Raw genomic sequence first — 26528 nt, 5'->3', positions numbered from 1 at the left:
TGGAAACCTTGGGGTACAAAGTCACTCTCGAACCCCGCACCAACGCCGCCTAGCACCAGCGAGCAACCGCTCACCCAGCTTGGGTCACCCAATTTTCGAGAGAGACGCAAAGTGCCCCGACACGCCGAAGAAAAGGGCCCGTTTGTGTCTGCTCGCGCATCAGAAGTAGCGGGGGAACGGGGTCCAGTCGGGGTCGCGCTTCTCCAGGAACGCGTCGCGACCCTCGACCGCCTCGTCGGTCATGTAGGCCAACCGGGTGGCTTCCCCGGCGAACAGTTGCTGGCCCACCAGGCCGTCGTCGAGCAGGTTGAAGGCGAACTTCAGCATGCGTTGGGCCTGAGGAGATTTGCCGTTGATCTCCTTGGCCCACTGCACGGCGACGTTCTCCAGTTCGGCATGATCGACCACCTCGTTGACCGCGCCCATGTGGTGCATCTGCTCGGCCGTGTACGGGCGGCCGAGGAAGAAGATCTCGCGGGCGAACTTCTGCCCGACCTGGCGGGCCAGATAGGCACTGCCATAGCCGCCGTCGAAGCTGCCGACATCGGCGTCGGTCTGCTTGAACCGGGCGTGCTCGCGGCTGGCCAGCGTCAGGTCACAGACCACGTGCAGGCTGTGCCCGCCGCCGGCCGCCCAGCCGTTGACCAGACAGATGACGACCTTGGGCATGAACCGGATGAGTCGCTGCACCTCCAGGATGTGCAGCCGCCCGGCCCGCGCGGCGTCCACGGTGTCGGCCGTCTCACCGGATGCGTACTGGTAACCGCTGCGGCCGCGGATGCGCTGGTCGCCGCCGGAGCAGAACGCCCAACCGCCGTCCTTGGGTGAGGGCCCGTTGCCGGTCAACAACACCACACCGACGTCGGGTGACATCCGGGCGTGGTCGAGGACCCGGTACAGCTCGTCGACGGTGTGCGGACGGAATGCGTTGCGCACCTCGGGCCGGTCGAACGCCACCCGTACGGTGCCGTCGGCGACGTGGCGGTGATAGGTGATGTCGGTCAGATCCTCGAAGCCGTCGATGGCGCGCCACTGAGACGGGTCGAAGGGGTTGTCACTCAACGGTTGTGAACTCCATCCTGGGTAACGGGGTCGAATCGGGAAACTGTGCACCGGCCGGCCGGTGACTCGAGCTCCTCGGGTACGAGCTCCACCGTGTCGGCCATGTCCCAAAAGGTACGCCCCGGCTAGTCTGCCGAGATGTCCCGTCTGCTGATCTGGGCGCTCGCACCGATGCTGGGCGTGCTCGTCGCGTGCGGGCCGAGCGCGTCCAGTCGCTCCGACGCGGACGCTATCGAAGCGGCGCTGCGGGGGTTCTCCCGCGACTTCAACAACAAAGATCCCGAGGCCACCTGCGGGTTGTTCGCCGAGGACGTCGTGCTGAACTTCCCCGGCCGGCCTCCCGAGAACGGACGCGGCGAGTTCTGCGCCAAGATCCGAACCAGGTTCGCCGACCCGGCCCGCACCTACCACTATGACGAGCCGCAGATCCGTGAGGTCTTGGTGGACGGCGATCTTGCGACGGTGGCGCTGATCTGGACGCTGACCGTGCGCGACGAATCAGGCAGGGTGTTGGAGACGGTTCACGAGGACGGCCTCGACGTCTTTCGCCGCCAGCCCGACGGGGTGTGGCGGATTCACATCTCGCACGCGTTCCCCATCTAGCCGATGCCCCGGTCGCGCAGCGCGTCGACCAACCCGGTCGGGCGTTCGGCGACGGGCAACGGATCGACCAGGATGAAGTCGCATCCGACGTTGCGGGCGGCGCCGTCGTTCTCGTCGCTGTCGCCGACCATCACGGCCTCGCCCGGGTCGACACCGAGACGCTGCAGTGCGATCTGGAAGATCCGCGGGTCGGGTTTGACCACACCGACCTCGAAGGACAGCACGAACTCGTCGGCGCCGGTGCCGGCGGTATCGAATGCCGGGCGGATGTCGAACGCGATATTGGAGACGACGGCGGTGCTCAACCCGCTGGCCTTGAGGGATCGCAACACCTCGACGGTGTCGGGGTAGGGCACCCAGGAGGCGGGATCGATCGTGCGCCGGTACAGCGTTTCGGCGTGGTGATCGGGCAGCCCGGTCTGCCGCAGCGCGTGCAGGTAGGCCTCGCGGTGCAGCGCCGGGGCGAGGTCGCGGTTGACCCAGGTCCGGTAGGAGTCCTCGGTCATCGTCACCGAACGTCCGGTGGGGTGGGTCAGGCGTTCCATCAACTCGGCCTGCACGTGTTCATCGACCGCGCGTCGGCCGTCGTCGTCGATCAGTTCCATGCCGGCAAACCAGCTGTCGTCCTCTTCGAGGCGGAACAGGGTGCCGGAGAAGTCGAACAGGACGGCGCGAACGGGCATGGCTTCATGCTGCCAGCGCCCGCGAGAGTAACGCCATGGCGGGATGCCGCGCCGATTTCCGCCCTGGCGTTACTGTCGGCGACGATCAGCCCGTTCGATTGTCTCGGCCCCGAAGAAACAACATCAGCACATCGACGGCCTTGTTGTGCTGCTCGCGGTCCACGTAGAGCTGCACGCCCGTGTTCGGCGCGCCTTTTCGTCCGCTCGGAGTCCAGACGTAGGCCCCGACGTCGGCGTCGCGCAGCCGGGCGAGAATCGGCTCGGCGTCAGCGGGGTCGAGTTCGGCAAGGATCACCCAGGTGTCGGCCCAGACCTCGTTGTCCCGGCCGCCGGGCGGCAGCCAGAACATCACGTCGCGCTCTTTCAGGTACTCGAGCGGGAGGATCCGGGACAGCATCACCCATTATCGCTCCGAGATCGGCATTAACCGACTCGATCTGATTTGTCGGCCTCCTCCTCGGGGCTTCGCCCCGCATCGTCAGCCGACTGCCCGCGACGAGCCTTCCCAGAACTGCGCCCGCACCGCCTTCTTGTCCGGCTTGCCCAGCGCGGTCACCGGCACCGAGTCGACGACGATGACCTGCTTGGGTGCCTGCACCGAGCCCTTGCGGTCCTTGACCGACGCCTGGATCTCGGCGGTCAGCGTCGCCACCGCGTCGTCGTCGCTGGGATGGTCGGGCCGCAGCACGATCACCGCGGTGACGGCCTCGCCCCACTTCTCGTCGGGCGTGCCGATCACACACACTTGCGCGACGGCCGGGTGTTCGGCGACGACGTCCTCCACCTCACGCGGGAAGACGTTGAATCCACCGGTGACGATCATGTCCTTGACCCGGTCGACGATGAACCAGTAGCCGTCCTCGTCTTCGCGTGCCATGTCCCCGGTGTGCAGCCAGCCGCCGGAGAACGTCTTGGCCGTCTCCTCCGGCAGGTTCCAGTACCCACCGGACAACAGCGGCCCGGACACACAGATCTCGCCGACTTCGCCCTGGGCCACCTGCTTGCCGTCGGCGTCCAACAGTGCGGTGCGGGCGAACAGCGTGGGTCGCCCACACGAGGTGAGCCGCTTCTCGTCGTGATCCTTCTTGCCCAGATACGAGATCACCATGGGTGCCTCGGACTGTCCGTAGTACTGCGCGAAGATCGGCCCGAAGCGGCGGATCGCCTCGGCCAGGCGCACCGGGTTCATCGCCGAGGCGCCGTAGTACACCGTCTCCAGCGAGGACAGATCGCGGGTGTGCGAATCGGGATGATCCATCAGCGCGTAGATCATCGACGGCACCAGCATTGTCGCGGTGATCTTCTGCTCCTCGATCACCCGCAGCACCTCGGCCGGATCGAACTTCGTCAGCACCACCAGCTCGCCGCCCTTGACGACGGTCGGCACGAAGAACGCCGCGCCGGCATGCGACAGCGGCGTGCACATCAGGAACCGCGGATTGTCCGGCCACTCCCACTCGGCGAGCTGGACCGTCGTCATCGTGGTGATCGACTGCGCGGTACCCAGCACACCCTTCGGCTTGCCGGTGGTGCCGCCGGTGTAGGCCATGCCGCCGACGTGATCGGGGGCAAGGTCGGCCGCCACCAAGGGCTTCGGCGAATATTTGGCGGCCTCGGCGATCAGGTCCACTGCCGCATCGCCCAGCGCCTCGGGAACCGGGCCGAGCGTCAGCACCTGCTTGAGCGCGGGCACCTTCTCCAGCAGGCCCTGCGCCCGCTCGATGAACATCGGGTTGGGGTCGATGATCAGCGACGTCACGCCGGCGTCGTTGAGCACGTATGCGTGGTCGTCGAGTGAGCCGAGAGGGTGTAGTGCCACGCGCCGGTAGCCCTGGGTCTGGCCGGCGCCGATGATCATCAGCACCTCCGGTCGGTTGAGCGACAGCAGGCCCGCCGTTGCGCCGGTCCCCGCACCGAGCGCTTCGAACGCCTGAATGTACTGGCTGATGCGGTCGGCGAGCTCGCCACCGGTCAGCGTCGTGTCACCCAGATGCAGCACCGGCTTGGTCTTGTTGCGCTTCAGCGCGCCGACCGTGAGGTGCCCGGAATGAATGGGATGGCGCAGCAGCTCGTCACTCATGCGCTCCACACTAGAACGTGTTCCAGAATTGATGGAAGGGGTGCTGTTTCCGCCACCCCCGTGCCGGTCGCGGTTAGCATCTGGCAATGCCGCAGCAGCAGGAGGTCACCGGCCGCGCGGCGACCATGACCATCATCGCGATGGGCCTCGGTTACAGCATCACCGCGGGTGACCCGACGATCCTGTCGGCCAACCTCGCCGAGGTGCGCCACGGCCTCGGATTCAGCCCCAGCACTGCCAGCTTTCTGGCCTGCCTGGCGACGCTGACGCTGGCCGCGGCGGTGCTCGGCGCGGGCGCGCTCGGCGACCTGTACGGCATGAAGCGGATGTTCGTGATCGGCAGCTACGGCTCGATCGGGTTCGGTGTGCTCGCCGCCTTGGCGCCCAACGTCGCGGTCCTGACGGTCGCACGGGCCGGCGTCGGCATCGCCTTCGCGTTTCTGCTCGGTCTCTCGCTGGCCATCATCAACGCGGTGTTCCCGCCGGGCCGCCGCGCCGCCGCGATCGCCATGTACCTCGGCGCGGGTCACGCCCTGAGTGTCTTCCAACCCGCCGTCGGCAGCTGGCTGGCGACGCACTTCGGTTGGCGCACCTGCTTTCTGGTCACCCCGGTGCTGGCCGCGGTCACTCTCGCGCTGACCCTGCGTTATGTGCCGGAGACGCTGCGCTGGCAACGTAAGCTCGACGTCGTCGGGATCGCGCTGGTCGCGGCCGGGCTGATCTTGCTCATCCTGGGGCTCACCCAGCTGCAGGGCGGTTTCCACGTCAGCGCACTGGCGCAGATCCTGCTGGGGATCGCCCTCGCGGTCGCATTCGTGTTGTGGGAGATGCGCACCGACGAGCCGGCACTGAACATGAGGATCTTCTCCTCCGGCCGGTTCAACGCCGCTATCACCGCGGGCGCGACGTTCAACTTCCTGCAGGGCGGCGCCACCATCCTGTTCGCCTACTACCTGGTCACCATCCGCGGCGAGTCACCCGAACTACTCGGCCTGTTGCTGATTCCGGCGGTGCTGCTGGCGTCGGTGGCGGCGACCGCGGCCGGTCGCGCCGTGGTGCAATTCGGTGAACGTGCGGTGCTGGTCGCGGGACTGGCCATTCTGTTGGTCGGGATGGTGATGCTGGTGGTCGTGGACGCCCGAACACCGATCGTGGTCATGGGTGTCGCGGTCGCGCTCAACGCGATCGGCGGCGCGGTGGTGCAGACCCCGCAGTCCACGATCATGATGTCCAGCGCGCCGGCCGAGCTGGGCGGTGTCATCTCTGCGGTGAAACCCGCTGTCGGACAGGCGAGTTATTCGCTCGGCCCGGCACTGTTCGCGTTGGTGGGCACCACCTTGTTCCTGCGCGACGGCCGCCACAAGCTGGAGGGATCGGGGATCACCGAGGACCAGGCGCGCGACGCATTGCGCGTCGCGCACGGGGGCGTGCCGGGACCGGCGGCCGGCGCCGAGGTGCTCGACCCGGACAAGGCCCGCTGGGTGGTGTCGGAGGCGACCCAGAGCTGGTTGACCGCCATTCACGATCTGAGTCTGATCATGGCTGTCGTGCCGGCCGTTGCGATCGTGCTGGCATGGGTGCTGCTTAGGCCGAAGGCTGGTTCCGATTCGGCCTGACGTGGCACGCTGGCCGTTATGCACCCACCCGAACCGCAGTTTCTCGACGACCGGCCGGCGTACTGGGCCGAACACAAGCCCGACGGTGAGGCCATCAGCTATCTGGGCCGCAGCTGGACCTGGTCGCAGTGGGACGATCGGATCCGCCGGCTCGCCGGCGCACTGACCGAGCGCGGCATCGGGCGCGGTGACGTGGTGGCGTTCCTGGACAAGAACCACCCGGCGTGTGTCGAGCTGACGATCGCCGCCGCCTCGATCGGCGCGGCCACCGCCGTCATCAACTTCCGGCTGGCCGGCGACGAGATGGACTACGTCCTCAATGACTCCGGCGCCAAACTGCTGATCGTCGGCAGCGAGCTGATCGGGGCCGTCGACAAGATCCGTGACCAGCTCACCCACGTCGCCGACGTCGTTGTGGTCACCCCCGAGGGTGGCGAGGGTGACGAGTACGAGGCGATGCTGGCCGCTGCCACGCCGATCGGCCGTGCCGCCGAGGTCGAGCCCGACGACGCCTGCCTGATCATGTACTCCTCGGGCACCACGGGCAGGCCGAAAGGGGTGACGCTGTCCCAGCGGAATCTCCTGGCGCACACGATGAACGCCGGCACCTTCGAATTCGACGCCGACGACAAGAACATGGTGGCGATGCCGCTGTTCCACGTCGGCGGGTCGTCGTACGTGCAGTACGGCATTCACGCCGGCATCCCGACGATCATGACCCGCGAGGCCGACGGCGCGTCGCTGGCCGGGGCGATCCTGCAGGGCGCCAACCGCACCTTCCTGGTGCCCGCGGTGCTGGGCAAGGTGCTCGAATCCGGCGAAGACGCGGTCAAGTTGTTCGGTGCGCTGAGGACTTTCGTCTATGGCGCCTCTCCGATGCCGCCGGCGCTGCTGAAGTCGGCGTTGAAGGCCTGGCCGGACACCGATTTCATCCAGGTGTACGGGCTGACCGAGGTGTGCGGTGCGATCACTCAGCTGACCCCGGAGGTGCACCGCGACGAGTCCCGCCCGGAGCGACTAGTCAGTGCCGGCCGGCCCTCCCGCGAGGTGGAGGTCCGGGTGGTCGAGCCCGACACTCTCGCCGAGGTGCCGACCGGCGAGCCCGGCGAATTGTGGTTCCGTACACCGCAGTTGATGAAGGGTTACCACAACAAGCCGGATGCCACCGCCTCGGCGATCACCGAGGACGGCTGGTTCCGCACTGGTGATATCGGCCGCGTCGACTCCGACGGGTTCATCTTCGTCGAGGACCGCCTCAAAGACATGATCATCTCCGGCGGCGAGAACATCTACTCCGTCGAGGTCGAGCGGGTGCTGACCGATCATCCCGCGGTGCTCGACGCCGCGGTGTTCGGCATCCCCGACGACAAGTGGGGCGAGTCGGTCAAGGCGGTCGTCGAATTGTCGGCCGGTGGCCAGACGTCCGAGGAGGAACTGGTCGAATGGTGCCGGCAGCGGCTGGCGCACTACAAGTGCCCGCGCAGCGTGGAGATCTCCGAGGCGTTGCCGCGCAATCCCACCGGCAAGCTCCTCAAGCGTGACCTGCGCACGCCGTACTGGGAGAACCGCGACCGCGCGATCTGATGGCGGTATCGCTGACCGATCTGCTGGAGCGCCTACATGTCGTCGCGCTTCCGATGCGGGTGCGTTTCCGCGGCATCATGATTCGCGAGGTGGCGCTGATCGAGGGGCCGACGGGCTGGGGCGAGTTCGGCGCGTTCGTCGAATACGAGCCGCCCGAGGCCGTGTATTGGCTGGCCTCCGGTATCGAATCCGCCTACGGCACAAGACCTCCAGTCCTGCGCAACGTCATCCCGATCAACGCGACCGTTCCCGCCGTCCCCGCCGCGCAGGTGCCCGAGGTGTTGACGCGCTTCCCCGGGGCGCGCACCGCCAAGGTGAAGGTGGCCGAGCCCGGCCAGACGCTGGCCGACGATGTCGCCAGGGTCAACGCAGTGCGCGCGGCGATCCCGACGGTGCGAGTGGACGCCAACGGCGGGTGGACGGTCGAGCAGGCGGTCGCCGCCGCGGCGGCGCTGTCCGCCGACGGCCCGGTGGAATACCTCGAACAGCCTTGTCGGACAGTGGAAGAGCTGGCCGAGGTGCGCCGGCGGGTGGCGGTCGCGGTGGCGGCCGACGAGAGCATCCGCAAGGCCGCCGATCCGCTGGCCGTGGTGCGGGCACGGGCCGCAGACATCGCGGTGCTGAAGGTGGCACCGCTGGGTGGAGTGGCCGCCCTGCTGGGCATCGCCGCCGAAATCGACGTCCCGGTGGTGATTTCCAGCGCGCTGGACACCGCGGTCGGGATCGCGGCCGGGCTGGCCGCGGCGGCGGCGCTGCCGCGGCTGGAGCATGCGTGCGGCCTGGGCACCGGCGGGCTGTTTGTCGAGGACGTCGCCGACATCGCACCCGTCGACGGTGGCCTGCCCGTCGGGGACGTGGTACCCGATCGCGCGCGCCTGGCGGTGCTCGCCGCCTCGGCCGAGCGCCGCGACTGGTGGATCAACCGGGTTCGCACCTGCCACCCCCTGCTCGCCCAAACCGACAAACGGGCGAACAATCGCGAGTAGATCGCGGCAAGACGTCGACCTCGACGCGACCTAGTTGCCCGCCTTCAGGTCGGCGACCGCGCCCCGGATGAAGTGCGCCAGGTCGTGCTCGTCGGCGGCCAGCCACTGCTCGAAGGCCAGGTGGAATACCGACGCTCCGGCCTCACCGGTCAACCGGGCGGTGGTCTCGGGAACGCCGCGCTGCCGCAGGGCGGGTGCTGGAGATGGCGCGCGAACGTGTCGGCTACACCGGCGCCTACCCGGTCATCGCCGAGACCCCGCTGATGGACGCGGCCGTAGGCCGTCGAGAGTGCAGTTGTTAACGCCCATACTCGCGATTTGTGTGCAACATTTGCGGTTTCGGCGAGTCGGTGAAATGCGTAGCTGACTACGCAAGGCGGTCCTTGCTGCCCGGCTGACACTCAAGCCATGTCGTACTTCCCGCTGCGCAATGCCCTGTTCGACCTCCCGCCGTACAAAAGGCAACTGGCCCGAAATCTGGATCGCGGCACACGGCCCGCGGATGTTGCGCGCCGCCGGTCACTACGCCGACGGGTTCTACCCGGCTTTTCCACACACCCCGGAGGAATACGCGCAGCGGCTCGAGGCGGTACGCACCACCGCCTCCGATGTCGGTCGCGATCCGATGTCGATCAAGCCGGCAATCTGGTTCATGACGCTGGCCGCGCGCAACCGCGACGACCTCGACGAGGCGCTCGACTCCGAGGTGATTCGGGCCGCGGCCCTCAACGCCCCCGATCACTCCTTCGCCCGGCACGGCGCCCAGCATCCGCTCGGTATCGGCTTCACCGGGGCACAGGATCTGCTGCCGCAGGACGTGGACGAACAAACTGCCCTGTCCTACGTCAAGGCCATCCCGACCGAGGTGGTGCGCGACTGCCTGCTCTGCGGTACCCCGACGAGATCGCCGAGCGGGCCGCGCACTGGCGGGACTGCGGGGTGGAGTACGTCGTGCTGGCCAACGTCGGTCCGCTGCAGTGCAGACTGCGCAAGGGCACGACGGCGATGCTGCCCTCCTGCAGGCCGTGCGGCGGCTGAAGAAGCTACCGACGAGGTGATCGCTGGTCAGCCGATCCGCGTCTGCGGCATGAGTGACTGCTCGGTGGAAGTCGCCCGGAACTAACTCCGGCCGGTTACCGACTAATGGCCCGTGAGCAACCCGATGCTTGGCCGGATCCTTGACGGCGGCTGCCCGGAGGTGTTTCCCGGAGATGAGGACCGTCGTCGACACGAGCGCTCATGACAGTCGCGGTACCGGGAGGCGTCCGCCGCGTCGACGAGGCAGTCGTCAGCCGTTTCGCATCGTCGTGTCGGGCATTGGGGTTGACGGTGCACCAGCGGCGCAGGCCCGCCGACCTGGCGGCGGCCCGTACCGGATTCGCCGCACTGGCCCGGCTCGCCCAGGATCAGTGCGATGTGTGGGCGGGCTTGGCTGCCGCCGGCGACACCTCGCCCCAGGTGCTCGAGGCCGTCGCGGCGACTCGCGGTACTGCCGGCATGCTGGCGCGGCGGGTCGAATTGGAGCCCGGCGCATTGGGTTTCACCTACGACACCGGACTCTATCTGCAGTTTCGGGCGGCGGAACCCGACGACTTCGAGTTGGCATTCGCATCCACCCTCGCGCTGAGTGGCCGGTTCGGCGAAGCTGATGCGGTCGTGACCGCGGTCAGTGCAAGCATTCCCAAAGTACGTGAGAGCACTTGGGTAGCGGCGGCCGTCCACTATCGCAGCGCCCGTTGGTCCGACGTCGTCAAATTGCTGACCCCGCTAGTCACCGACAGCGCTGTTGAAGAGCCGTTCGCCCATGCCGTGCGGGTCGCCCTCGGGGTCGCGCTGGCCCGGTTGGGAATGTTCGCCCCTGCGCTGACTTATCTCGACCAGCCCGAGGGTCCGTTGACCATCGCGGCTGTTGACGGTGCGCTGGCCAAGGCGCTGGTGCTGAGGGCTCAAGGCGATGAGGAAGCCGCGGCCGAGGTGCTGCAGGATCTGTACGCCACCAACCCGGCTAACGAGCAGGTCGAGCGGGCACTATCGGATCCGACCTTCGGCATCGCCACCACCACGGCGGCTCGTATCGAGGCCAGAACCGATCCGTGGGATATCGAAACAGAGCCCACCGCAGACGATTTCGTCGACCCAGAGGCCCGCGACCGCAAGGCCGCGCTGCTCGAAGAAGCCGAACGTGAGCTCGGCGAGTTCATCGGCCTCGATGAGGTCAAAGACCAGGTGTCACGGTTGAGAAGCTCGGTGGCCATGGCACTGCGGCGTGCAGAGCGCGGGCTGGCCGTCGCCCAGCGCACCCACCACCTGGTATTCGCCGGTCCGCCGGGAACCGGTAAGACGACGATCGCGCGGGTGGTGGCCAAGATCTATTGCGGCCTCGGACTGCTCAAGCGGGAGAACGTTCGCGAGGTGCACCGGGCCGACATGATCGGTCAGCACATCGGTGAGACCGAGGCCAAGACGAACGCCATCATCGACAGTGCGCTCGACGGTGTGCTGTTCCTCGACGAGGCGTACGCCTTGGTCGCCACGGGCGCCAAGAACGACTTCGGCCTGGTCGCGATCGACACCCTGTTGGCCCGGATGGAGAACGACCGCGACCGGCTGGTGGTCATCGTTGCCGGCTACCGCGCCGACCTCGACCGCTTCCTGGACACCAACGAGGGTCTGCGGTCGCGGTTCACCCGCAGCATCGTCTTCCCGTCCTACACGCCCGGCGAGCTGGTCGAGATCGCCAGTGCGATGGCCAAACAGCGCGACAGCATCTTCGACATCGCCGCCCTGGAGGATCTGGCGGCCTTGTTCGCGACGCTGGCATCGGCCACGACGCCGGACGCCAGCGGGGTTGAGCGGCGCAGTCTCGACATCGCGGGCAACGGCCGCTTCGTCCGCAACGTGGTCGAACGCTCCGAGGAGGAGCGCGAGTTCCGGCTCGACCATTCCGCGGCGGCCGATACCGGCGAATTCTCCGATGAGGAGCTGATGACGATCACCGCCGACGACGTCCGGCACTCGGTGGTGCCGCTGCTTCGAGGTCTGGGGCTGGACGTGCCGAGATGAGCTTCACATCACGAACTCCTGTCAACCAGAACCCCGATCAGGTCACCTACCGTCGAGGCTTTGTCACGCGGCATCAGGTCAGCGGTTGGCGTTTCCTCATGCGGCGCATCGCGTCGGGAGTCGCATTGCACGACACCCGCATGCTCACCGATCCGCTACGCACCCAATCGCGTTCGGTGGCAGTCGGTGTCCTGATCGTGGTCACCGGGTTGATCGGGTGTTTCGTCATCTCCCTGCTGCGGCCCGGCGGTTCGGTCGGCAACAATACCGTGCTGGCCGATCGCAACACTTCGGCACTTTATGTGCGGGTGGACGACCGGCTGCATTCGGTGCTCAATCTGACCTCGGCCAGGCTCATCGCCGGCAACGCCGTCACACCGACATTCGTGGGCAGCGCAGCGTTGGACGAGCTCGCGCGAGGTCCGATGGTGGGCATTCCCGGTGCTCCGGAACGCATGGTGCAGAACGAGTCCGGTGACGCGGACTGGGTGGTCTGCGACGACCTCGAGGCGACTCGGGCTGGGGTGACGGTCATCGGTGGCCCCCTTGTCGAGACCGGAGTCCGCGCCACTGCCCTACCAGCGGACAAGGCAGTGTTGGTTACCGCCGGGACGTCAGACGCTCCGACGACATGGCTGCTCTGGGATGGCCGGCGGAGCCGGATCGATCTGGCCGATCACGCAGCCATGGATGCGCTCGGCCTCGGCGCGATCGATCCCGTCCCCAGACCGATCCCACCGGGGCTGTTCAACGCTATCCCCGAGGGTGCGCCGCTGCTCGCGCCGGTGATCCCGGACGCCGGGAGTTCGCCACAGTTCACAATGTCGGTTCCTGTGCCGGTGGGCGCGGTGGTTGCCGCCTTCGGCGCCGACGGCATGCTGTCGTACTTCGCGGTGCTGCCGGATGGCCTACAGCCGGTGTCACCCGTGTTGGCGGCCCTGTTACGAAACACCAACTCCTATGGGCTGCAACAGCCGCCACGGCTGAGAGCCGATGAGGTCAGCCAACTGCCGGCGTCCCGGATGCTCGACACCGCGGCCTTCCCCGAGCGCCGGATCAGTCTGGTCGACCCGGTGGGTGCGCCGGTCGTGTGTGCACGGTGGTCCAAAGCCGCCGACGCGAGCAGCAGTTCACTGACACTGCTGTCGGGTGCGGCACTGCCGATCGCCCGGGGAGCGAAAGCCGTCGAGTTACCCGGCCGCAGCGGTGCGTACGCCTCGCGTGTGGTACTTCCCGTCGGTACGGGCTACTTCGTCCAGACGGTGGGCCAGGAGCCGGCCTCGCCACCTGCCGGATCACTGTTCTGGTTGTCCGACACCGGAATGCGGTACGGCATCGAGGGCGTGAACAAGGACGAGTTGACTCAGACGGTGGCTGCTCTCGGGCTGCGGTCGCCGGCGACGCCGGTTCCGTGGTCCGTGCTCACCTTGTTCGGCGCGGGTCCCGCGTTGTCGAAGCGTGACGCGCTGACCGTCTATTCTGGAACGGAGAATCGTTGAGCAGGATCATCTTCGAAGCGCACCGACGACTCCCTGCGCCGCTGGTTCGCAAGGGTGCCATCACGATCGAAGCACCGCCGGAACTGCCGCGCGCGGTGCCGGCCTCCTTGCTGCGCCGAGCGCTGCCGTTGCTGATCGTCATGCTGATCGTCGGCATGATCGTCGCTCTGTTTGCCACCGGGATGCGGTTGATCTCGCCGCAGATCCTGTTCTTCCCATTCGTCCTTCTGCTGGCGGCGACAGCGTTGTATCGCGGAAACGACAACAAGTTGCGTACCGAGGAGGTCGATGCCGAACGCGCCGACTACCTGCGTTACCTGTCGGTCGTGCGGGACAACGTACGTGCGCAGGCTGCCGACCAGCGAGCCAGCCTTGAGTGGTCGCATCCCGATCCCGCTGCGTTGGCGTCGATTCCAGGCACGCCGCGACAGTGGGAGCGCGACCCACCAGACCGGGACTTCCTGGTGGTGCGCACCGGTCTGCACGATGTGCCGCTGGATACCGCGTTGCGGGTGAAGGATTCCGCCGACGCGGTGGATCTGGAACCGGTGGCACACAGTGCCCTTCGCGGCATGTTGGACGTCCAACGCACGGTGCACCGGGCCCCGACGGGAATCGACCTCTCGTCGATCTCGCGGCTGACCCTTGTCGGTGACGGAGATGCGGCACGTGCGGCACTGCGGGCTTGGATAGCACAGGCGGTGACCTGGCACGACCCAGGTGTACTCGGTGTGGCTCTGGCCAGCCCTGACCTGGACAGCCCGGATTGGTCGTGGCTCAAATGGCTTGCCCACGTTGATATTCCGGGCGTCTTCGACGGTGTCGGCTCGGCCCGGTATCTCAGCGCCGATCCCGATGAACTGGTCGCAAAGATCGGGCCGGTGCTCGCCGAGCGTCCGGTGTTCGGCGATGGGCAGGGCCGAGGCCTGCGCCATCTGCTGATCGTGGTCGACGATCCGGGATATGACTTGTCGGCGTCGGTGTTGTCGGCCGGCTGGGCCGGTGTCACCGTGGTCCAGATCAGCCCGGTCGAACCCCACCGGGAGCAGTATTCGGATCCCGAGCGGCCGATCCTCCGGATCTGTGACGCCGCCATCCAACGTTGGACGACCGATGGGTGGCAGTCCTACGTGGACAGCGCCGATCGACTCTCCACCGCCGACGCGGCGCATCTGGCCCGCCTGCTGGCGCGGTGGGACTCCAATCCGACGCACACCGGTCTGCGCTCAGCCGCCGTCAGCGGCGCCACCTTCACCACCCTGCTCGGCATCGACGATGCCACGCAGCTCGACGTGCCCGCACTGTGGGCGCCACGCGAGCGTGATCGAGAGCTACGGGTACCAATCGGTGTGACCGCCACCGGGGAGCCGCTGTACTTCGACCTCAAAGACGAGGCCGAGGGTGGGATGGGGCCGCACGGGCTGATGATCGGCATGACGGGTTCCGGCAAGTCGCAGACCCTGATGTCAATCTTGCTGTCGCTGCTGACAACCCACTCCGCGGAGCGACTGATCGTCATCTACGCCGATTTCAAGGGCGAGGCCGGCGCCGACATCTTCCGCGATTTTCCTCAGGTCGTGGCGGTCATCTCGAACATGGCGGAAAAAAAGTCACTGGCGGACCGATTCGCCGACACACTGCGTGGTGAAGTCGCCCGCCGCGAGATTCTGCTCCGCGAGGCGGGTCGCCGCGTGCAGGGCAGCGCGTTCAACTCGGTCACCGAGTACGAGGCAGCGATCGCGGCCGGCTACGACCTGCCCCCGCTGCCGACCCTGTTCGTGGTTGCCGACGAGTTCACGCTGATGCTCGCCGACCATCCCGAATACGCGGAACTGTTCGACTATGTTGCGCGCAAGGGCCGGTCGTTTCGGATCCACATCCTGTTCGCGTCACAGACGTTGGACGTGGGAAGGATCAAGGACATCGACAAGAACACGTCCTATCGGATCGGCCTGAAGGTCGCGAGTCCGGCGGCCTCGCGCCAGATCATCGGCGTGGAGGATGCCTTTCGCATCGAGGCGGGCAGGGAATACAAGGGCGTCGGATTCCTGGTGCCCGCGCCTGGGGCGGAGCCGATCAAGTTCCGCAGTACCTACGTCGACGGCATCTACGACCCACCCCGGCGACTCACCTCGTATGTGGTGCCTGCCGATCCCCACCCGCAGCTGTTCACCGCGGCGGAGGTCGGAATCGACGAGGACGTCGTCGTCGTGTCCGGTGATGACGGCTTGCCAAGCGCCACGCCCAAGAAACTCATCGCCACCGTCGGCGAGCAGTTGGCCGCCTGTGGCCCACGTGCACCGAGACTCTGGCTGCCGCCGCTCGACGACCCGATCCCGCTGGCCGAGGTCCTCGCCGATGCCGGCATCACACCCGGGCTGGGCCAGTGGCCGCTGGGCGAGATCGATCGCCCCTTCGATATGCGTCGCGACCCGCTCGTCTTCGATGCCGCATCCGCAGCCGGCAACATGGTGATCCACGGGGGTGCCAAGTCTGGCAAATCCACCGCGCTGCAGACATTCATCCTCTCTGCGGCAGCGCTGCACTCGCCCGGCGAGGTGTCCTTCTATTGCGTCGACTACGGCGGCGGCCAACTGCGGTCATTGGACGATCTCGCCCATGTCGGCAGTGTCGCGTCACCGCTGGAGGCCGAGAGAATCCGGCGTACCTTCGGCGAACTCGACCAGCTGCTGGAAGAGCGCCGACGGGCCGAACACGGGGTAGCCCAACCGCATGTCTTCCTCGTGATCGACAACCTGTATGCGTTCGGCCGCGACAACACCGACCAGTTCAATACCCGCAACCCGCTACTGGTCAACGTCACCGAACTGGCCAATACGGGTCTGGCGTACGGCATCCACGTCGTCGTCACCACCCCGAACTGGCTCGAGGTGCCGTTGGCCATGCGCGACGGGCTCGGTCTGCGCTTGGAGTTGCGGCTGCCGGATCCGCGTGACAGCAATGTTCGCGTCGCCGGCGCGTTGCGCCGGCCGGCCGAATCGGTGCCCTACGACCAATCAGGCCGTGGTCTGACGATGGCGGCCGAGCATTTCCTGTTCGCCGAGCCTGACCTCGATCAGATTCCGCAGCTCAATGCCCGCTACCCCGGGCAGTCGGCCGCACCGGTGCGCTTGCTTCCCACAGAGCTCGCACCCGCAGATATCGCACCCCTCTATTTCGATCATGAACAGGTGGTCGTCGGTCGACGGGAACGTGATCTCACCCCGGTGGTGCTGGACTTCGCCGCGCATCCGCTGCTGATGGTGCTGGGCGATACCAAGTCCGGCAAGACCACCCTGCTGCGTCATGTGATCCGCACGCTGCGGGAGAACACGACCGCGGAGCGGCTCGCGTTCACTGTGCTCGACAGGCGGCTGCGCCTCGTTGACGAGCCGTTGTTTCCCGACAACGAGTACACGGCGAACATCGACCGGATCATCCCGGCGGTGCTGGGGTTGTCGGCGATCATCGAGGCCCGCCGCCCACCAGCCGGTTTGTCGACGGCCGAGCTGATGGAATGGAGCTTCACCGGCCACACGCACTACCTGCTGATCGACGATGTCGACCAGCTGCCCGACGGGCCGGCGATGTCTGGGCCCTACGCTGGATACCGCCCTTGGACTCCGTTGATCGGATTGCTCTCCGAGGCGGCCGATCTCGGGCTGCGGGTGATCGTCACCGCGCGAGCGTCCGGCTCAGCGCACGCACTGATGACGAATCCGCTGCTGCGACGGATGAACGATCTGCAAGCGACCACGCTCATGCTGTCGGGCAATCCGCAGGACAGCGCCAAAATTCGTGGTCATCGGTTCACCAGATCGGTGCCGGGGCGCGCAACGCTGCTCGACGACTCCGCCGCGCCGACGTATCTGCAGCTGGTCAATCCGCTCATCGGATCGCCGGTGGGTGGTCCCGACGTCATGGATGGGAACCGGTCATGACACTTGAAGTCGTTCCCGAAGGCCTGGCGGCCGCCAGCGCGGCGGTGGACGCGCTGAGCGCACGGCTGGCCGCGACACACGCCGCCGCAGCCCCGCTCATCGCGGCGGTGGTGCCGCCCGCAGGTGACGCCGTGTCACTGAACGCGGCACTGACCTGTGGGGCGAAGGGTTCTGCCCACACCGCTGCGGCAGCCGAGGGGGTCCTCGAACTGGCTCGCGCCGGCATGGGCGTCGCGCAATCGGGAGCCAGTTACGCCGCAGGTGACCTGCAGGGGGCTGCGACCTACGGCCGTCAGGGGGTGTGCTGACACCCATCGGACACACAAATCAGATTGCCGTTGTTGATGATTGGAGAAATGTGAAGTGAGTCTTCTCGATGCACACATTCCGCAGCTCGTCGCATCCGAATCAGCCTTCGGAGCCAAGACGGCGTTGATGCGCAGCACGATCGCACAGGCCGAACAGGAAGCGGTGGCGGCGCAGGCATTCCACAGGGGCGAGTCGGCGGCTGCCTTCCAGGCCGCGCACGCACGGTTCGTCGAAGCGGCCGCGAAGGTGAACGCGCTGCTGGACCTCGCCCAAGCCAATCTGGGCGACGCCGGCGCCACCTATGTGGCCCAAGACGCCGCCGCGGCCGGCACGTATGGGGGTAGCTGATGTCTCAGATCATGTACAACTACCCCGCCATGCTCGGACACGCCGGCGACATGGCCGGCTACGCAGGGACGTTGCAGGCCGTGGGTGCCGACATCGCCGCCGAACAGGCCGCGCTTCGCGGGGCTTGGCAGGGTGATACGGGAATGACCTACCAGCTGTGGCAGGCCCAATGGAACAGCGCCATGGAGGAACTGGTACGCGCCTATCGCGCCATGGCCTCGACACATGAGACGAACACGCTCGCGATGCAGGCCCGAGATCGGGCCGAAGGTGCCAAGTGGGGTTGACCCGACGAGATGGGGCGGGATATGCCGGCGGCTGACGCGGTCGAGCTGTCGGTGGAGGCGGCCTGGTTCATCGCCGAGGAAGGCGAGGTCGGCACGTTCCCCTGGGTTTTGGCGATCACGCCGCCGTGTTGTGACGTGTCGGAACGCGCGGCGTTCGCGTCACGGCAGGTCGCCGAGCTGACCAGGCTCGGGTTGGTCGCCCACGGAAGGATCGACCCCGCTGTGCGGCAATGGATTCGGGTTGTCTGCTGGCCGGAGCGCTGGCTGGAACTGCGCTATGTGGATGGAGCCGGCTCGTCGGCCGACCGGCTTCGAGGCATTGTCGCCTACCGGCAGGGCCAGATCGTGGTCGCGCTGCGCAATGCCCAGCTGGTTACCTTCACGGCGCTGAACATCGCATCCGGACAGGCCATGTCCCCGATTGTCACCGCCGCCTTGCCGGGACGCGCGGCGGCGCGCTTCGAGGAGTTCACGCTTCCGCTGCGGGTTGGTGCCAGAGCCGACGAGCAACTGCGCGAGGGCGCCGAGCTCTCCGACGTGATGAGACACCTCGGCATTCCGGAATCGGCCAGGGCCGTCGTCCGGGCCACCTTCGATCAACCGACCACCTATGTCGAAGTGCTGGCCGGCCAACTCGACGGCGCCACCCCGATGACCACCGAGATCGGAATCGCGGTGCTGGACAGCGCTGCCGGACGCCTGGTGGTCAGCCCCGTGCGCGCCTTCGACGGAGAGTGGGTGTCGGTGTTCGCGCCGGGGACGGACCTGGCGATCGCCCTGGCGATCGAACGGCTGACCGACGTCCTGCCAGCCGGCCCGTGGTTCTCGCCGCTTCAACCAGTCCGCGACTTCATCGCTCAAGATTCCTGAAAGAGAACGACCAGATGACCGACGTCTCGGTGCCCACCGACAGCGGCCCCGTCCTGCCGATCGTGCGGGTTGCCATCCTCGCCGACGGCCGACTCGTGGACGTGGCGCTGCCGGCAGCGCTGCCGATGCGCGAGATCCTGCCTGCCGTTCGCCGTCTGCTGCCCCCCGGCAAGGCGACCACCGACGCGGCACCACGATCGCTGAGTCTGGCTCCGGTCGGGGGTGCACCGTTCTCACTGGATGCCAGTCTGGACACGGTCGGCGTCGTCGACGGTGATCTGCTTGCCCTCCAACCTGTTCCGTCGGGGCCGTCGGCTCCCGGGGTCGTCGAGGACATCGCCGATGCCGCCGCCATCTTCTCGGCGTCGCGGCTGCGGCCATGGGGTATCGCCAACGTCGCGATGTTGTCGCGGATCGCCACGATCGTGCTGATACTCGCCGCCACCGCGATGGCGGTCGCTCACCGCATCGCCGTCGGCGGCGTGGCCGGTCTGTACGCGGTGAGCGCGGTGGCTGCCGTTGCCGTCTTCACCGCACTGTTGGCACGCGCGGGTGAAGATCGCTGGGCCGCCGAGCTGTCCATCGTTGCCCTGGTCCCCATCGGCGCCGGGCTCGCCTCGGCCGTCGACGGTGGACCGGGCCCCGCGCAGGTGATGCTGACAGCCGCGGGAGTGACCGCCTGGTCGCTGATCTGCGTGATGGTCGTTGAGCGATGTCTCGCCTTTTTCGCCGCGACGACCGTCATCGGCGCCGCGATCATGATCGCGGCTGCGGTGGCACAGGGATGGGAGCTTCCGCTGTCGACGCTCGGCTGCGGCTTGCTGGCGGTTGCCCTGCTGCTCGCGGTCAACGCGGCTCAGCTGTCGGCGTTGACGGCCCGTCTGCCGCTTCCCGTCATCCCGGCGCCGGGCGATCCCGCACCGTCGGCTCCGGCGATGCGTGTTCTCGAGGATCTGCCTCGTCGCGTCCGGCTCAGTGAGGCGCATCAAACCGGATTCATCGCTGGCGCGGTGGTGCTGTCGGTCCTGGGGTCACTGGCTGTGGTCGAACGGCCCGACTCGGTTGGCGCGTGGGGGTGGTACGCGGTCATCGCAACATCGGCCGCCGCGGTCTTGCGCGCCCGGGTGTGGGATACCGCCGCGTGCAAGGCATTGCTGTTGATGCAACCCGTCCTTGCCTCGATCGGCCTGCTGGTGCTGTTCCTCAGCACCGGCCACCAGCTACCCGCGGCATGCGTCCTGGCGGCGCTGGGCGTCTTCACCGCGGCGTTGGTCACAGCCTCGGTGAATCCGAATCTCGCCGAACCGGAAAGCTATTCGCTGCCGATTCGGCGACTGGTCGGACTGCTCGCCGCCGCGGTCGACGCATCGTTGATTCCGGTTCTGGCCTATCTCGTGGGTCTGTTCGGTTGGGTTCTCGATCGATGATCCGAGTCGGGCTACGCGCGGCGGTGGTGGCCTCGGTGATCGCGCTGGTCATGAGCCCTTCGGCGTGGGCGCTCAGCCAGCCGGTGGTCGACGCCGACGCCACCCCGCCCTCCGGCGGCGTTGGCCCGGTCACGCCGATGGTGCAGCGCACGGAATGCGCCACCACCGGTGTCGTTCCCGGGACGGACCCCGGTGTGCCATCACCGAACCAACGGATGCTGAATCTGGAGGGCGCATGGTCATTCTCGCGGGGAGAGGGACAGACGGTTGCGATCATCGACACCGGCGTGACTCCCGGCCCGCGACTGCCTAACGTCGAGCCCGGCGGCGACTTCGTCGCAGACACCGACGGGTTGACCGACTGCGACGGCCACGGCACCTTGGTGGCCGGGATCGTCGGCGGTCAGCCCGGCCCCGACGCTTTCTCGGGTGTGGCCCCGGCGGCTCGACTGCTGTCGATCCGTCAGACCTCGGCGGCGTATTCCCGCCGTGAGCACAGTGACGATCCGGGGGCAGCCAGGGCGACGATCGACATCGCGACGCTCGCTCGTGCCGTCGTTCACGCCGCCGACTCGGGCGCCCGTGTCATCAATATTTCGGTTGTCACCTGCCTGCGTGCCGGCACCGATGTCGACCAGCAGGCGCTCGGAGCGGCACTGCGGTATGCCGCGGTCGACAAGGATGCCGTTATCGTCGCCGCGGCCGGAGACGTGGGTCTCACAACACTTTCCGGTAGCACCGAATGTCAGGCCAATCCGATCGGCGCTTCGGTCAGCCCCGACGATCCCCGCAACTGGGGTGAAGCCACCTCGGCTTCGATTCCGTCGTGGTGGCAACCCTACGTCCTATCGGTCGGCTCGGTGACTCCCGTCGGCGAGCCCTCCGCCTTCTCCATGCCCGGGCCTTGGCTGGGCATCGCCGCGCCGGGCGAAGACATCGTGTCGGTTGGCAACAGCCCGGCGGCAGGCCTGGTCAACGGACTGTCTGGTGCCCGCGACCAGTGGGTGACACTGGCTGGTACCGGCTACGCCGCGGCTTATGTATCCGGTGTCGCCGCACTGGTTCGCAGCCGCTTTCCGGAACTATCTGCCGCGCAGGTGATCCACCGGTTGCAGGCCACCGCTCACACCGGAACGCGGACTCCCTCCAATCTTGTGGGGGCGGGCGCGCTCGATCCAGTCGCAGCGTTGACCTGGGAACTGTCCGCGTCTGGGCTCGATCCGGCCGGGTCCGGCGTGGCCCGGATCGCCGCCCCGGCGACGGCACCAACCCGGGATCACTCGGCGCGCAACATCGCTTTTGCCGGCACGGCTGTGCTGGCACTGGCGGTGATCGGCGCCGCGTGGGTCACGCAGCGACGAAAGGACCACGGCCGGTGAGGATCGTGCCGCCCGGGACCGGCCGAATCACGTTGGGGCTGCTGATCGTGATTCCCATGGTGATGGCCTACCCATGGCATGCGGTGTGGCACCGGTGGGCGCTCGGGATCACCGCTGTCGTGGTGGTGGTTCTGCTCGGCTGGTGGCGCGGACTGCATCTGACGACGATTCTGGGGCGCCGGTTGGGTCTGACGTTGCGGAGCGGCCGCGGCCGCGACGTGCCGCAAGTGGCGGAACGCAGCGGCACTGACGCGCGTACCACGGTGGTGCTGCGGGTAGTCGACTGCGGGGCACGGGAGGTGCCGTTCGACCTGCTCGCCGGCTATCTCGACCGCTATGGCGTGCGCTGCGAGTCGTTGCGTGTGACGAGCCGGGACACGGTCGCCGGACGCGCCACTTGGATCGCAATGACCATGTCGGCGAGAGCCAATCTGTCAGCGCTGCAGGCGCGTTCATCTGCGATTCCGCTACGGCAGACTGCGGAGCTCGCGGCACGCCGCCTCGCCGATGAGCTGCGGGAGTACGGATGGATGGTGACCACCGCCGACCTCAACATCCCGGATCTGCTTGGTCCGCGAGCCACGGAGGGCTGGCGCGCGGTCACCGATGGGCCGACGGGCCATGTGGCTGCCTACGGTATTGACGGGCCCTCGATCCCGGAGGCGTTGACCGCGTTGTGGTCGAGGGGATCTGGCGAGTTGTGGACGTCGATTGAGCTGAGCAGGCGTGGGGTGGCGGCGGCATGCGCGATCCGTACCCCGGAACCGCCCGAAGCCGCACCGCCGGTGGCCGGTCTGTTGCCACGGCCCGGTGTGCAATGGCGAGCGTTGTGCGCTCTGATTCCGACTTCGACGAGGCCGCTGGACGCCGATGTGTTCAAGGTCGATGGACAAATCGCGGCGCGATGGATTCCGAACGGTGCGGTGGTGGGGACATGAACGGCGACCGCCCCGTCGAGGCGAAGCGTTCAGCCATCGCGACGTGGACTCGGCGACTCGCGGTTCCGATCATCGTCGGGTGGATTGCCGCGGTGGCGATCTTGAACACAGCGATTCCGCAACTCGAACTCGTCGGCACCATGCGCTCTGTGCAGATGAGCCCGGACTTCGCCCCGTCGGTCACGGCGATGAAGCGCGTCGGACACGTCTTCGGCGAGTACCGTTCCGACAGCACGGCCATGATCGTGCTGGAAAGCAAACAACCGCTCGGCGCCGACGCACATCGCTACTACGACTCGATCGTCGCTCGTCTTGAGGCGGCCAAGAACCACGTCGAATACGTCCAGGACTTCTGGGGAGACCCGCTCGCCGCATCCGGTGCGCAGAGCAACGACGGAAAAGCTGCGTATGTGCAGTTGTATCTCGTTGGAAATCAGGGCGAAACGGCAGCCAATGAGTCCCTCGATGCGGTCAGGAAGGTCGTCGGGGCGATCCCGCCCCCGCCGGGAGTGACGGCGTACGTGTCGGGTCCGGCCGCGCTGGCCGCCGACGAACAGGAGGCCGGCGATCGCAGCGCGGTCATCATCGTGGGTCTCACCTTCATTGTCATCACCACTACGCTGCTTCTGGTCTACCGCTCGATCGGCACCGTGCTGATCGTTCTGGGGATGGTGCTTGTCGGGTTGGCCGCGGCGCGTGGCGTGGTGGCCTCCCTCGCCTACTTCCACTTCGTCGGCCTGACCACATTCGTCACGAACCTTCTCGTCACATTGGCGATCGCCGCCTCTACCGACTACGCGATCTTCCTGGTCGGTCGCTATCAGGAAGCGAGGGCGAGCGGCCAGGATCGGCACGCGGCGTACTACACGATGTTTCGCGGCACCGCCCACGTGATCCTGGCCTCCGGTTCGACGATCGCCGGTGCGACGCTGTGCCTGCATTTCACCCGGCTGCCCTACTTCCATACGCTGGGCGTGCCACTGGCGGTAGGGATGGTCGTCGCGGTGGCCGCGGCGCTGACCCTGGGGCCCGCTGCTATCACCGTCGCCAGCCGGTGGGGGTTGCTGGAACCCAAGCGCGCCATGCGAATCCGGGGCCGGCGCAAGATTGGTGCGCTGGTGGCCCGCTGGCCCGTGCCGGTGCTGATCGCGTCCTGTGGGGTCACCCTGATCGGTCTACTGTCCCTTGTCGGCTACCGAACCAATTACAACGAACGCAGGTATCTGCCGCCGGACCTACCGTCGGTGGCCGGCTACACCGCCGCCGAACGGCACTTCTCCAGCGCTCGCCTCAATCCGGAGGTGTTGCTGATCGAGACCGACAGGGATGTGCGTAACCCGGTTGATTTCATGGTGATTGACAAGATCGCCAAGAAGATCGGCGATCAACCCGGGATCAACCGGGTGCAGACGATCACCCGCCCGGATGGCATGCCGCTGAAATTCAGTACGGTTCCAGCTCAGTTGAGCTTGGCGGGTAGTGTCCAGACCCTCAATCAGAGCTACCTGCAGGACCGGATGAAGGATGTGCTCGCGCAGGCCGACCTGATCCAGGGCAGCATCGACGCGCTGATGCGGATGCAGGCACTGATGTCGGAGATGACCGCCAACACCCACGATATTGCTGGAAAGAGCCGCCAAATGGCGTCCGATGTCAAGGAATTACGCGACCATATCGCAGACTTCGACGACTCTTTCCGGCCGGTCCGCAACTATCTGTACTGGGAGCCGCACTGCTACAGCATTCCGGTGTGCTGGTCGTTGCATTCGGTCTTCGACGCCCTCGATAGCACCAACCAGCTGACGAGCGACATCGATGGCCTTCTGCCCAATCTCGAGCGTATCGATGTGCTGATGCCACAATTCGTCCAGCAGCTGCCGGCTCAGATCGAGACGCTGAAGCAGATGAAGGCGATGATGCTGACCATGTACGCCACCCAGAACGGGTTCTTGCAGCAGCTGGCCGCGATGCAGAGCGGCCAGGCGGCCATGGGGGAGGCATTCAACGAATCGCGCAATGACGAGACCTTCTATCTCCCCCCGGAGGCTTTCGGCAACGACGATCTCAAGCGGGGCATGAAGTTCTTCATCTCGCCGGACGGTCACGCGGTGCGTTTCGTCATCAGCCTCGACGACGATCCGCTCACCCCGGAAGGTCTCCAGCGCATCGACACCATCGCCGATGCGGCCAAGCTGGCGATGAAGCGTACGCCTCTGGAGGGCTCCGCCGTCTACGTCGGGGGCACCGCGTCGGTGTTCAAGGACATGCAAGAGGGCAATGACTACGATCTGCTCATCGCCGGAATTGCAGCGCTCTGTTTGATTTTCGTCATCATGCTGATCATCACCCGCAGTGCGGTCGCCGCCACTGTAATCGTCGGGACGGTGGTGGCATCCCTGGGTGCGTCGTTCGGCCTGTCGATGTTGGTTTGGCAGTATCTGATCGGTATCGAGCTGCACTTCATGGTGATGGCGATGTCGCTGATCATCCTGCTGGCGGTCGGGGCGGACTACAACCTGCTGTTGGTGGCGCGCTTCAGGGAGGAGCTGCATGCCGGGGTGAAGACCGGCATCATCCGCGCCATGGGCGGAACGGGTTCGGTGGTGACTTCTGCCGGCCTGGTGTTCGCCTTCACGATGATGTCGATGGCGGCCAGTGAGCTCAAGGTGGTCGCCCAGATCGGTACCACCATCGCCTTGGGCTTGCTGTTCGATACGTTGGTGATACGGGCGTTCATGACGCCGGCGATGGCGGTGCTGCTGGGCAAGTGGTTCTGGTGGCCGCAAGCCGTCCGGCCCAGGCCCATCCCGGCTCTTTGGCCGAAACCCGATGATGTCGTGCGAGATTCCGACGCTCCGGTATCCGACTGGGAGTCAGCCGAACTCGACGAGGTTCGTCGGGGCGCGCAACCGGCTCAGCATGGGGAGCCGGTATAAGGTACGTGCGGTCCATCGCAGAACCGTGCCGCGTCCCGCCGGCATCGGCAGTTCGCGCACTCCGCGGATGCCCGGACTGCTGCGGAGATCGCCATAGTCGTTGGCAGTGAACCAGAACGGCATCGGCGGAGCGGTGTAGTGCGGGCTCAGTTTGATACCGCGACGGCGCGAGTACGCGCTCAGAAACCGCGGGACGCTGTCGAACACCAGCCGGCCTCCGGGGAACCGGCTGGCGCAGGCGGTGATCAGGTCAAGGACCGCGTCGCGCTGCAGGTACTGGAACAGGCCTTCGGCGGTGATCAACACCCCGGCGCTCGTGTCGACCCGATCCATCCACGAGTGGTCGAGCGCGGACTGGGCACAGTAGTGCAGCCGATCTGAAGTCGGCAGTAACTGCCGGCGCAGCTCGATGATCGGCTCCAGATCGACCGATAGCCAGGTCATCTCACCGTTGTCGACCCGCCAGAAGCTGGTCTGCAGCCCTTCGGCGAGGGATATCACGGTGGCCCGCGGGTTTGCGGCCAGGAATCCGCGGGTGTACTCGTCGAATGCCAACGCCCGTAGGGCGGTCGCTTGGTGGGTACGGCCGAAATGGTGGTAGTCGTAGTCGAGGCTGTCGCGTAACGCGATCGCCATAGGGTCCTCGATGATGCCGTCCGGCCGAGCCGCCTCGGCCGCGCGCTGATACAGCGTAAGCACTGCCGTTTCAGACATTCCGTCGAGATGACGGGCGTGGATGACTGGCATGGACCCCACCGTACTAGCGCGCCCACCGACGGCAGGGCCCAGTTCCGCGGGAACTTTCCCGCGGACCCAACCGACTACCTGACGGATGAGAGGCGACGGCGATCCAGCTTGTCGCGCAACGAATGCTGGGATTTCGCTCAGCGCGCCAGGCAGGAGGTGACGTCGTGACC

22 protein-coding genes are annotated in these 26528 nt (G+C 66.8%); 16 read left to right on the top strand and 6 right to left on the bottom strand.

Annotated features, from left to right (window positions below; genetic code table 11):
* Positions 1–159: 159 nt before the first annotated feature.
* Positions 160–1062: a 1,4-dihydroxy-2-naphthoyl-CoA synthase gene (locus ORI27_RS24470; RefSeq protein ID WP_265999659.1), complete on the bottom strand. Its 903-nt coding sequence runs from the start codon at positions 1060–1062 to the stop codon at positions 160–162.
* Positions 1063–1200: 138 nt separating this feature from the next.
* Here ORI27_RS24470 and ORI27_RS24465 point away from each other — a divergent pair, with 138 nt between their 5' ends.
* Positions 1201–1665 (top strand): YybH family protein, encoded by a 465-nt coding sequence (locus ORI27_RS24465; RefSeq protein WP_265999658.1) that lies wholly within the window; start codon positions 1201–1203, stop codon positions 1663–1665.
* On the opposite strand, the gene ORI27_RS24460 is transcribed toward ORI27_RS24465, so the two are convergent.
* The 3 genes from ORI27_RS24460 to fadD8 form a co-directional block, all read right to left on the bottom strand.
* The gene (locus ORI27_RS24460; protein ID WP_265999657.1) at positions 1662–2348 is read right to left on the bottom strand and encodes an HAD family hydrolase; all 687 of its coding nucleotides are present in this window, start codon (positions 2346–2348) and stop codon (positions 1662–1664) included. The two genes, ORI27_RS24465 and ORI27_RS24460, sit on opposite strands and share 4 nt — an antisense overlap.
* An 85-nt stretch (positions 2349–2433) precedes the next feature.
* Entirely contained in the window at positions 2434–2748 is a 315-nt protein-coding gene (locus ORI27_RS24455; RefSeq protein ID WP_407666419.1) for a hypothetical protein, read from the bottom strand.
* Between the two features lie 78 nt (positions 2749–2826).
* The gene (gene fadD8, locus ORI27_RS24450) at positions 2827–4428 is read right to left on the bottom strand and encodes a fatty-acid--CoA ligase FadD8 (protein WP_265999656.1); all 1602 of its coding nucleotides are present in this window, start codon (positions 4426–4428) and stop codon (positions 2827–2829) included.
* 86 nt (positions 4429–4514) lie between these two features.
* Between fadD8 and ORI27_RS24445 the strand changes: the two genes are divergently transcribed.
* The 3 genes from ORI27_RS24445 to ORI27_RS24435 are packed head-to-tail and all read left to right on the top strand — an operon-like array spanning position 4515 to position 8614.
* Positions 4515–6044 carry an MFS transporter gene (locus ORI27_RS24445; protein WP_265999655.1) on the top strand — a complete coding sequence of 510 codons (1530 nt, stop codon included), beginning with the start codon at positions 4515–4517 and terminating at the stop codon, positions 6042–6044.
* A gap of 18 nt (positions 6045–6062) precedes the next feature.
* On the top strand, positions 6063–7628 hold the full coding sequence (locus tag ORI27_RS24440) for a long-chain-fatty-acid--CoA ligase (RefSeq protein ID WP_265999654.1): 1566 nt from the start codon (positions 6063–6065) through the stop codon (positions 7626–7628).
* The gene (locus tag ORI27_RS24435; protein WP_265999653.1) at positions 7628–8614 is read left to right on the top strand and encodes an o-succinylbenzoate synthase; all 987 of its coding nucleotides are present in this window, start codon (positions 7628–7630) and stop codon (positions 8612–8614) included. Before ORI27_RS24440 ends, ORI27_RS24435 begins: the two co-directional genes overlap by 1 nt.
* A 30-nt stretch (positions 8615–8644) precedes the next feature.
* On the opposite strand, the gene ORI27_RS24430 is transcribed toward ORI27_RS24435, so the two are convergent.
* Positions 8645–8767 carry a hypothetical protein gene (locus ORI27_RS24430; RefSeq protein ID WP_265999652.1) on the bottom strand — a complete coding sequence of 41 codons (123 nt, stop codon included), beginning with the start codon at positions 8765–8767 and terminating at the stop codon, positions 8645–8647.
* A 277-nt stretch (positions 8768–9044) separates the two neighbouring features.
* Between ORI27_RS24430 and ORI27_RS24425 the strand changes: the two genes are divergently transcribed.
* The 12 genes from ORI27_RS24425 (at position 9045) to ORI27_RS24370 (ending at position 25611) form a co-directional block, all read left to right on the top strand.
* Positions 9045–9737, top strand: a complete 693-nt coding sequence (locus tag ORI27_RS24425; protein ID WP_265999651.1) for an LLM class flavin-dependent oxidoreductase — start codon at positions 9045–9047, stop codon at positions 9735–9737.
* Positions 9738–9853: 116 nt separating this feature from the next.
* Complete coding sequence (gene eccA, locus ORI27_RS24420; protein WP_265999650.1) at positions 9854–11677, top strand: type VII secretion AAA-ATPase EccA; 1824 nt, start codon at positions 9854–9856, stop codon at positions 11675–11677.
* A complete protein-coding gene (eccB, locus tag ORI27_RS24415; protein ID WP_265999649.1) occupies positions 11674–13176 on the top strand; it encodes a type VII secretion protein EccB in 1503 nt (500 codons plus the stop codon). Before eccA ends, eccB begins: the two co-directional genes overlap by 4 nt.
* On the top strand, positions 13173–17117 hold the full coding sequence (eccCa, locus tag ORI27_RS24410) for a type VII secretion protein EccCa (RefSeq protein ID WP_265999648.1): 3945 nt from the start codon (positions 13173–13175) through the stop codon (positions 17115–17117). Before eccB ends, eccCa begins: the two co-directional genes overlap by 4 nt.
* On the top strand, positions 17114–17425 hold the full coding sequence (locus ORI27_RS24405) for a PE domain-containing protein (protein WP_265999647.1): 312 nt from the start codon (positions 17114–17116) through the stop codon (positions 17423–17425). The genes eccCa and ORI27_RS24405 overlap by 4 nt, the downstream gene beginning before the upstream one ends.
* 55 nt (positions 17426–17480) lie before the next feature.
* Positions 17481–17774, top strand: coding sequence for a WXG100 family type VII secretion target (locus tag ORI27_RS24400; RefSeq protein ID WP_265999646.1), 294 nt, complete (start codon positions 17481–17483; stop codon positions 17772–17774).
* The gene (locus tag ORI27_RS24395) at positions 17774–18061 is read left to right on the top strand and encodes a WXG100 family type VII secretion target (RefSeq protein WP_265999645.1); all 288 of its coding nucleotides are present in this window, start codon (positions 17774–17776) and stop codon (positions 18059–18061) included. The genes ORI27_RS24400 and ORI27_RS24395 overlap by 1 nt, the downstream gene beginning before the upstream one ends.
* A gap of 21 nt (positions 18062–18082) precedes the next feature.
* A complete protein-coding gene (locus ORI27_RS24390) occupies positions 18083–18931 on the top strand; it encodes an ESX secretion-associated protein EspG (RefSeq protein ID WP_265999644.1) in 849 nt (282 codons plus the stop codon).
* Between the two features lie 14 nt (positions 18932–18945).
* Positions 18946–20358: a type VII secretion integral membrane protein EccD gene (gene eccD / locus ORI27_RS24385; protein ID WP_265999643.1), complete on the top strand. Its 1413-nt coding sequence runs from the start codon at positions 18946–18948 to the stop codon at positions 20356–20358.
* The gene (gene mycP / locus ORI27_RS24380) at positions 20355–21737 is read left to right on the top strand and encodes a type VII secretion-associated serine protease mycosin (RefSeq protein ID WP_265999642.1); all 1383 of its coding nucleotides are present in this window, start codon (positions 20355–20357) and stop codon (positions 21735–21737) included. The genes eccD and mycP overlap by 4 nt, the downstream gene beginning before the upstream one ends.
* A complete protein-coding gene (eccE, locus tag ORI27_RS24375; RefSeq protein WP_265999641.1) occupies positions 21734–22675 on the top strand; it encodes a type VII secretion protein EccE in 942 nt (313 codons plus the stop codon). Before mycP ends, eccE begins: the two co-directional genes overlap by 4 nt.
* On the top strand, positions 22672–25611 hold the full coding sequence (locus ORI27_RS24370) for an MMPL/RND family transporter (RefSeq protein ID WP_265999640.1): 2940 nt from the start codon (positions 22672–22674) through the stop codon (positions 25609–25611). Before eccE ends, ORI27_RS24370 begins: the two co-directional genes overlap by 4 nt.
* Here the strand turns inward: ORI27_RS24370 and ORI27_RS24365 are convergent.
* Complete coding sequence (locus tag ORI27_RS24365; RefSeq protein ID WP_265999639.1) at positions 25549–26358, bottom strand: class I SAM-dependent methyltransferase; 810 nt, start codon at positions 26356–26358, stop codon at positions 25549–25551. The genes ORI27_RS24370 and ORI27_RS24365 overlap by 63 nt on opposite strands.
* Positions 26359–26528: the final 170 nt, after the last annotated feature.

The sequence above is a fragment of the Mycobacterium pinniadriaticum genome, assembly GCF_026242045.1.
In the GTDB taxonomy this organism is placed as follows: Bacteria; Actinomycetota; Actinomycetes; order Mycobacteriales; family Mycobacteriaceae; genus Mycobacterium; species Mycobacterium pinniadriaticum.
This window is presented reverse-complemented; position numbering and strand designations above follow the sequence as displayed.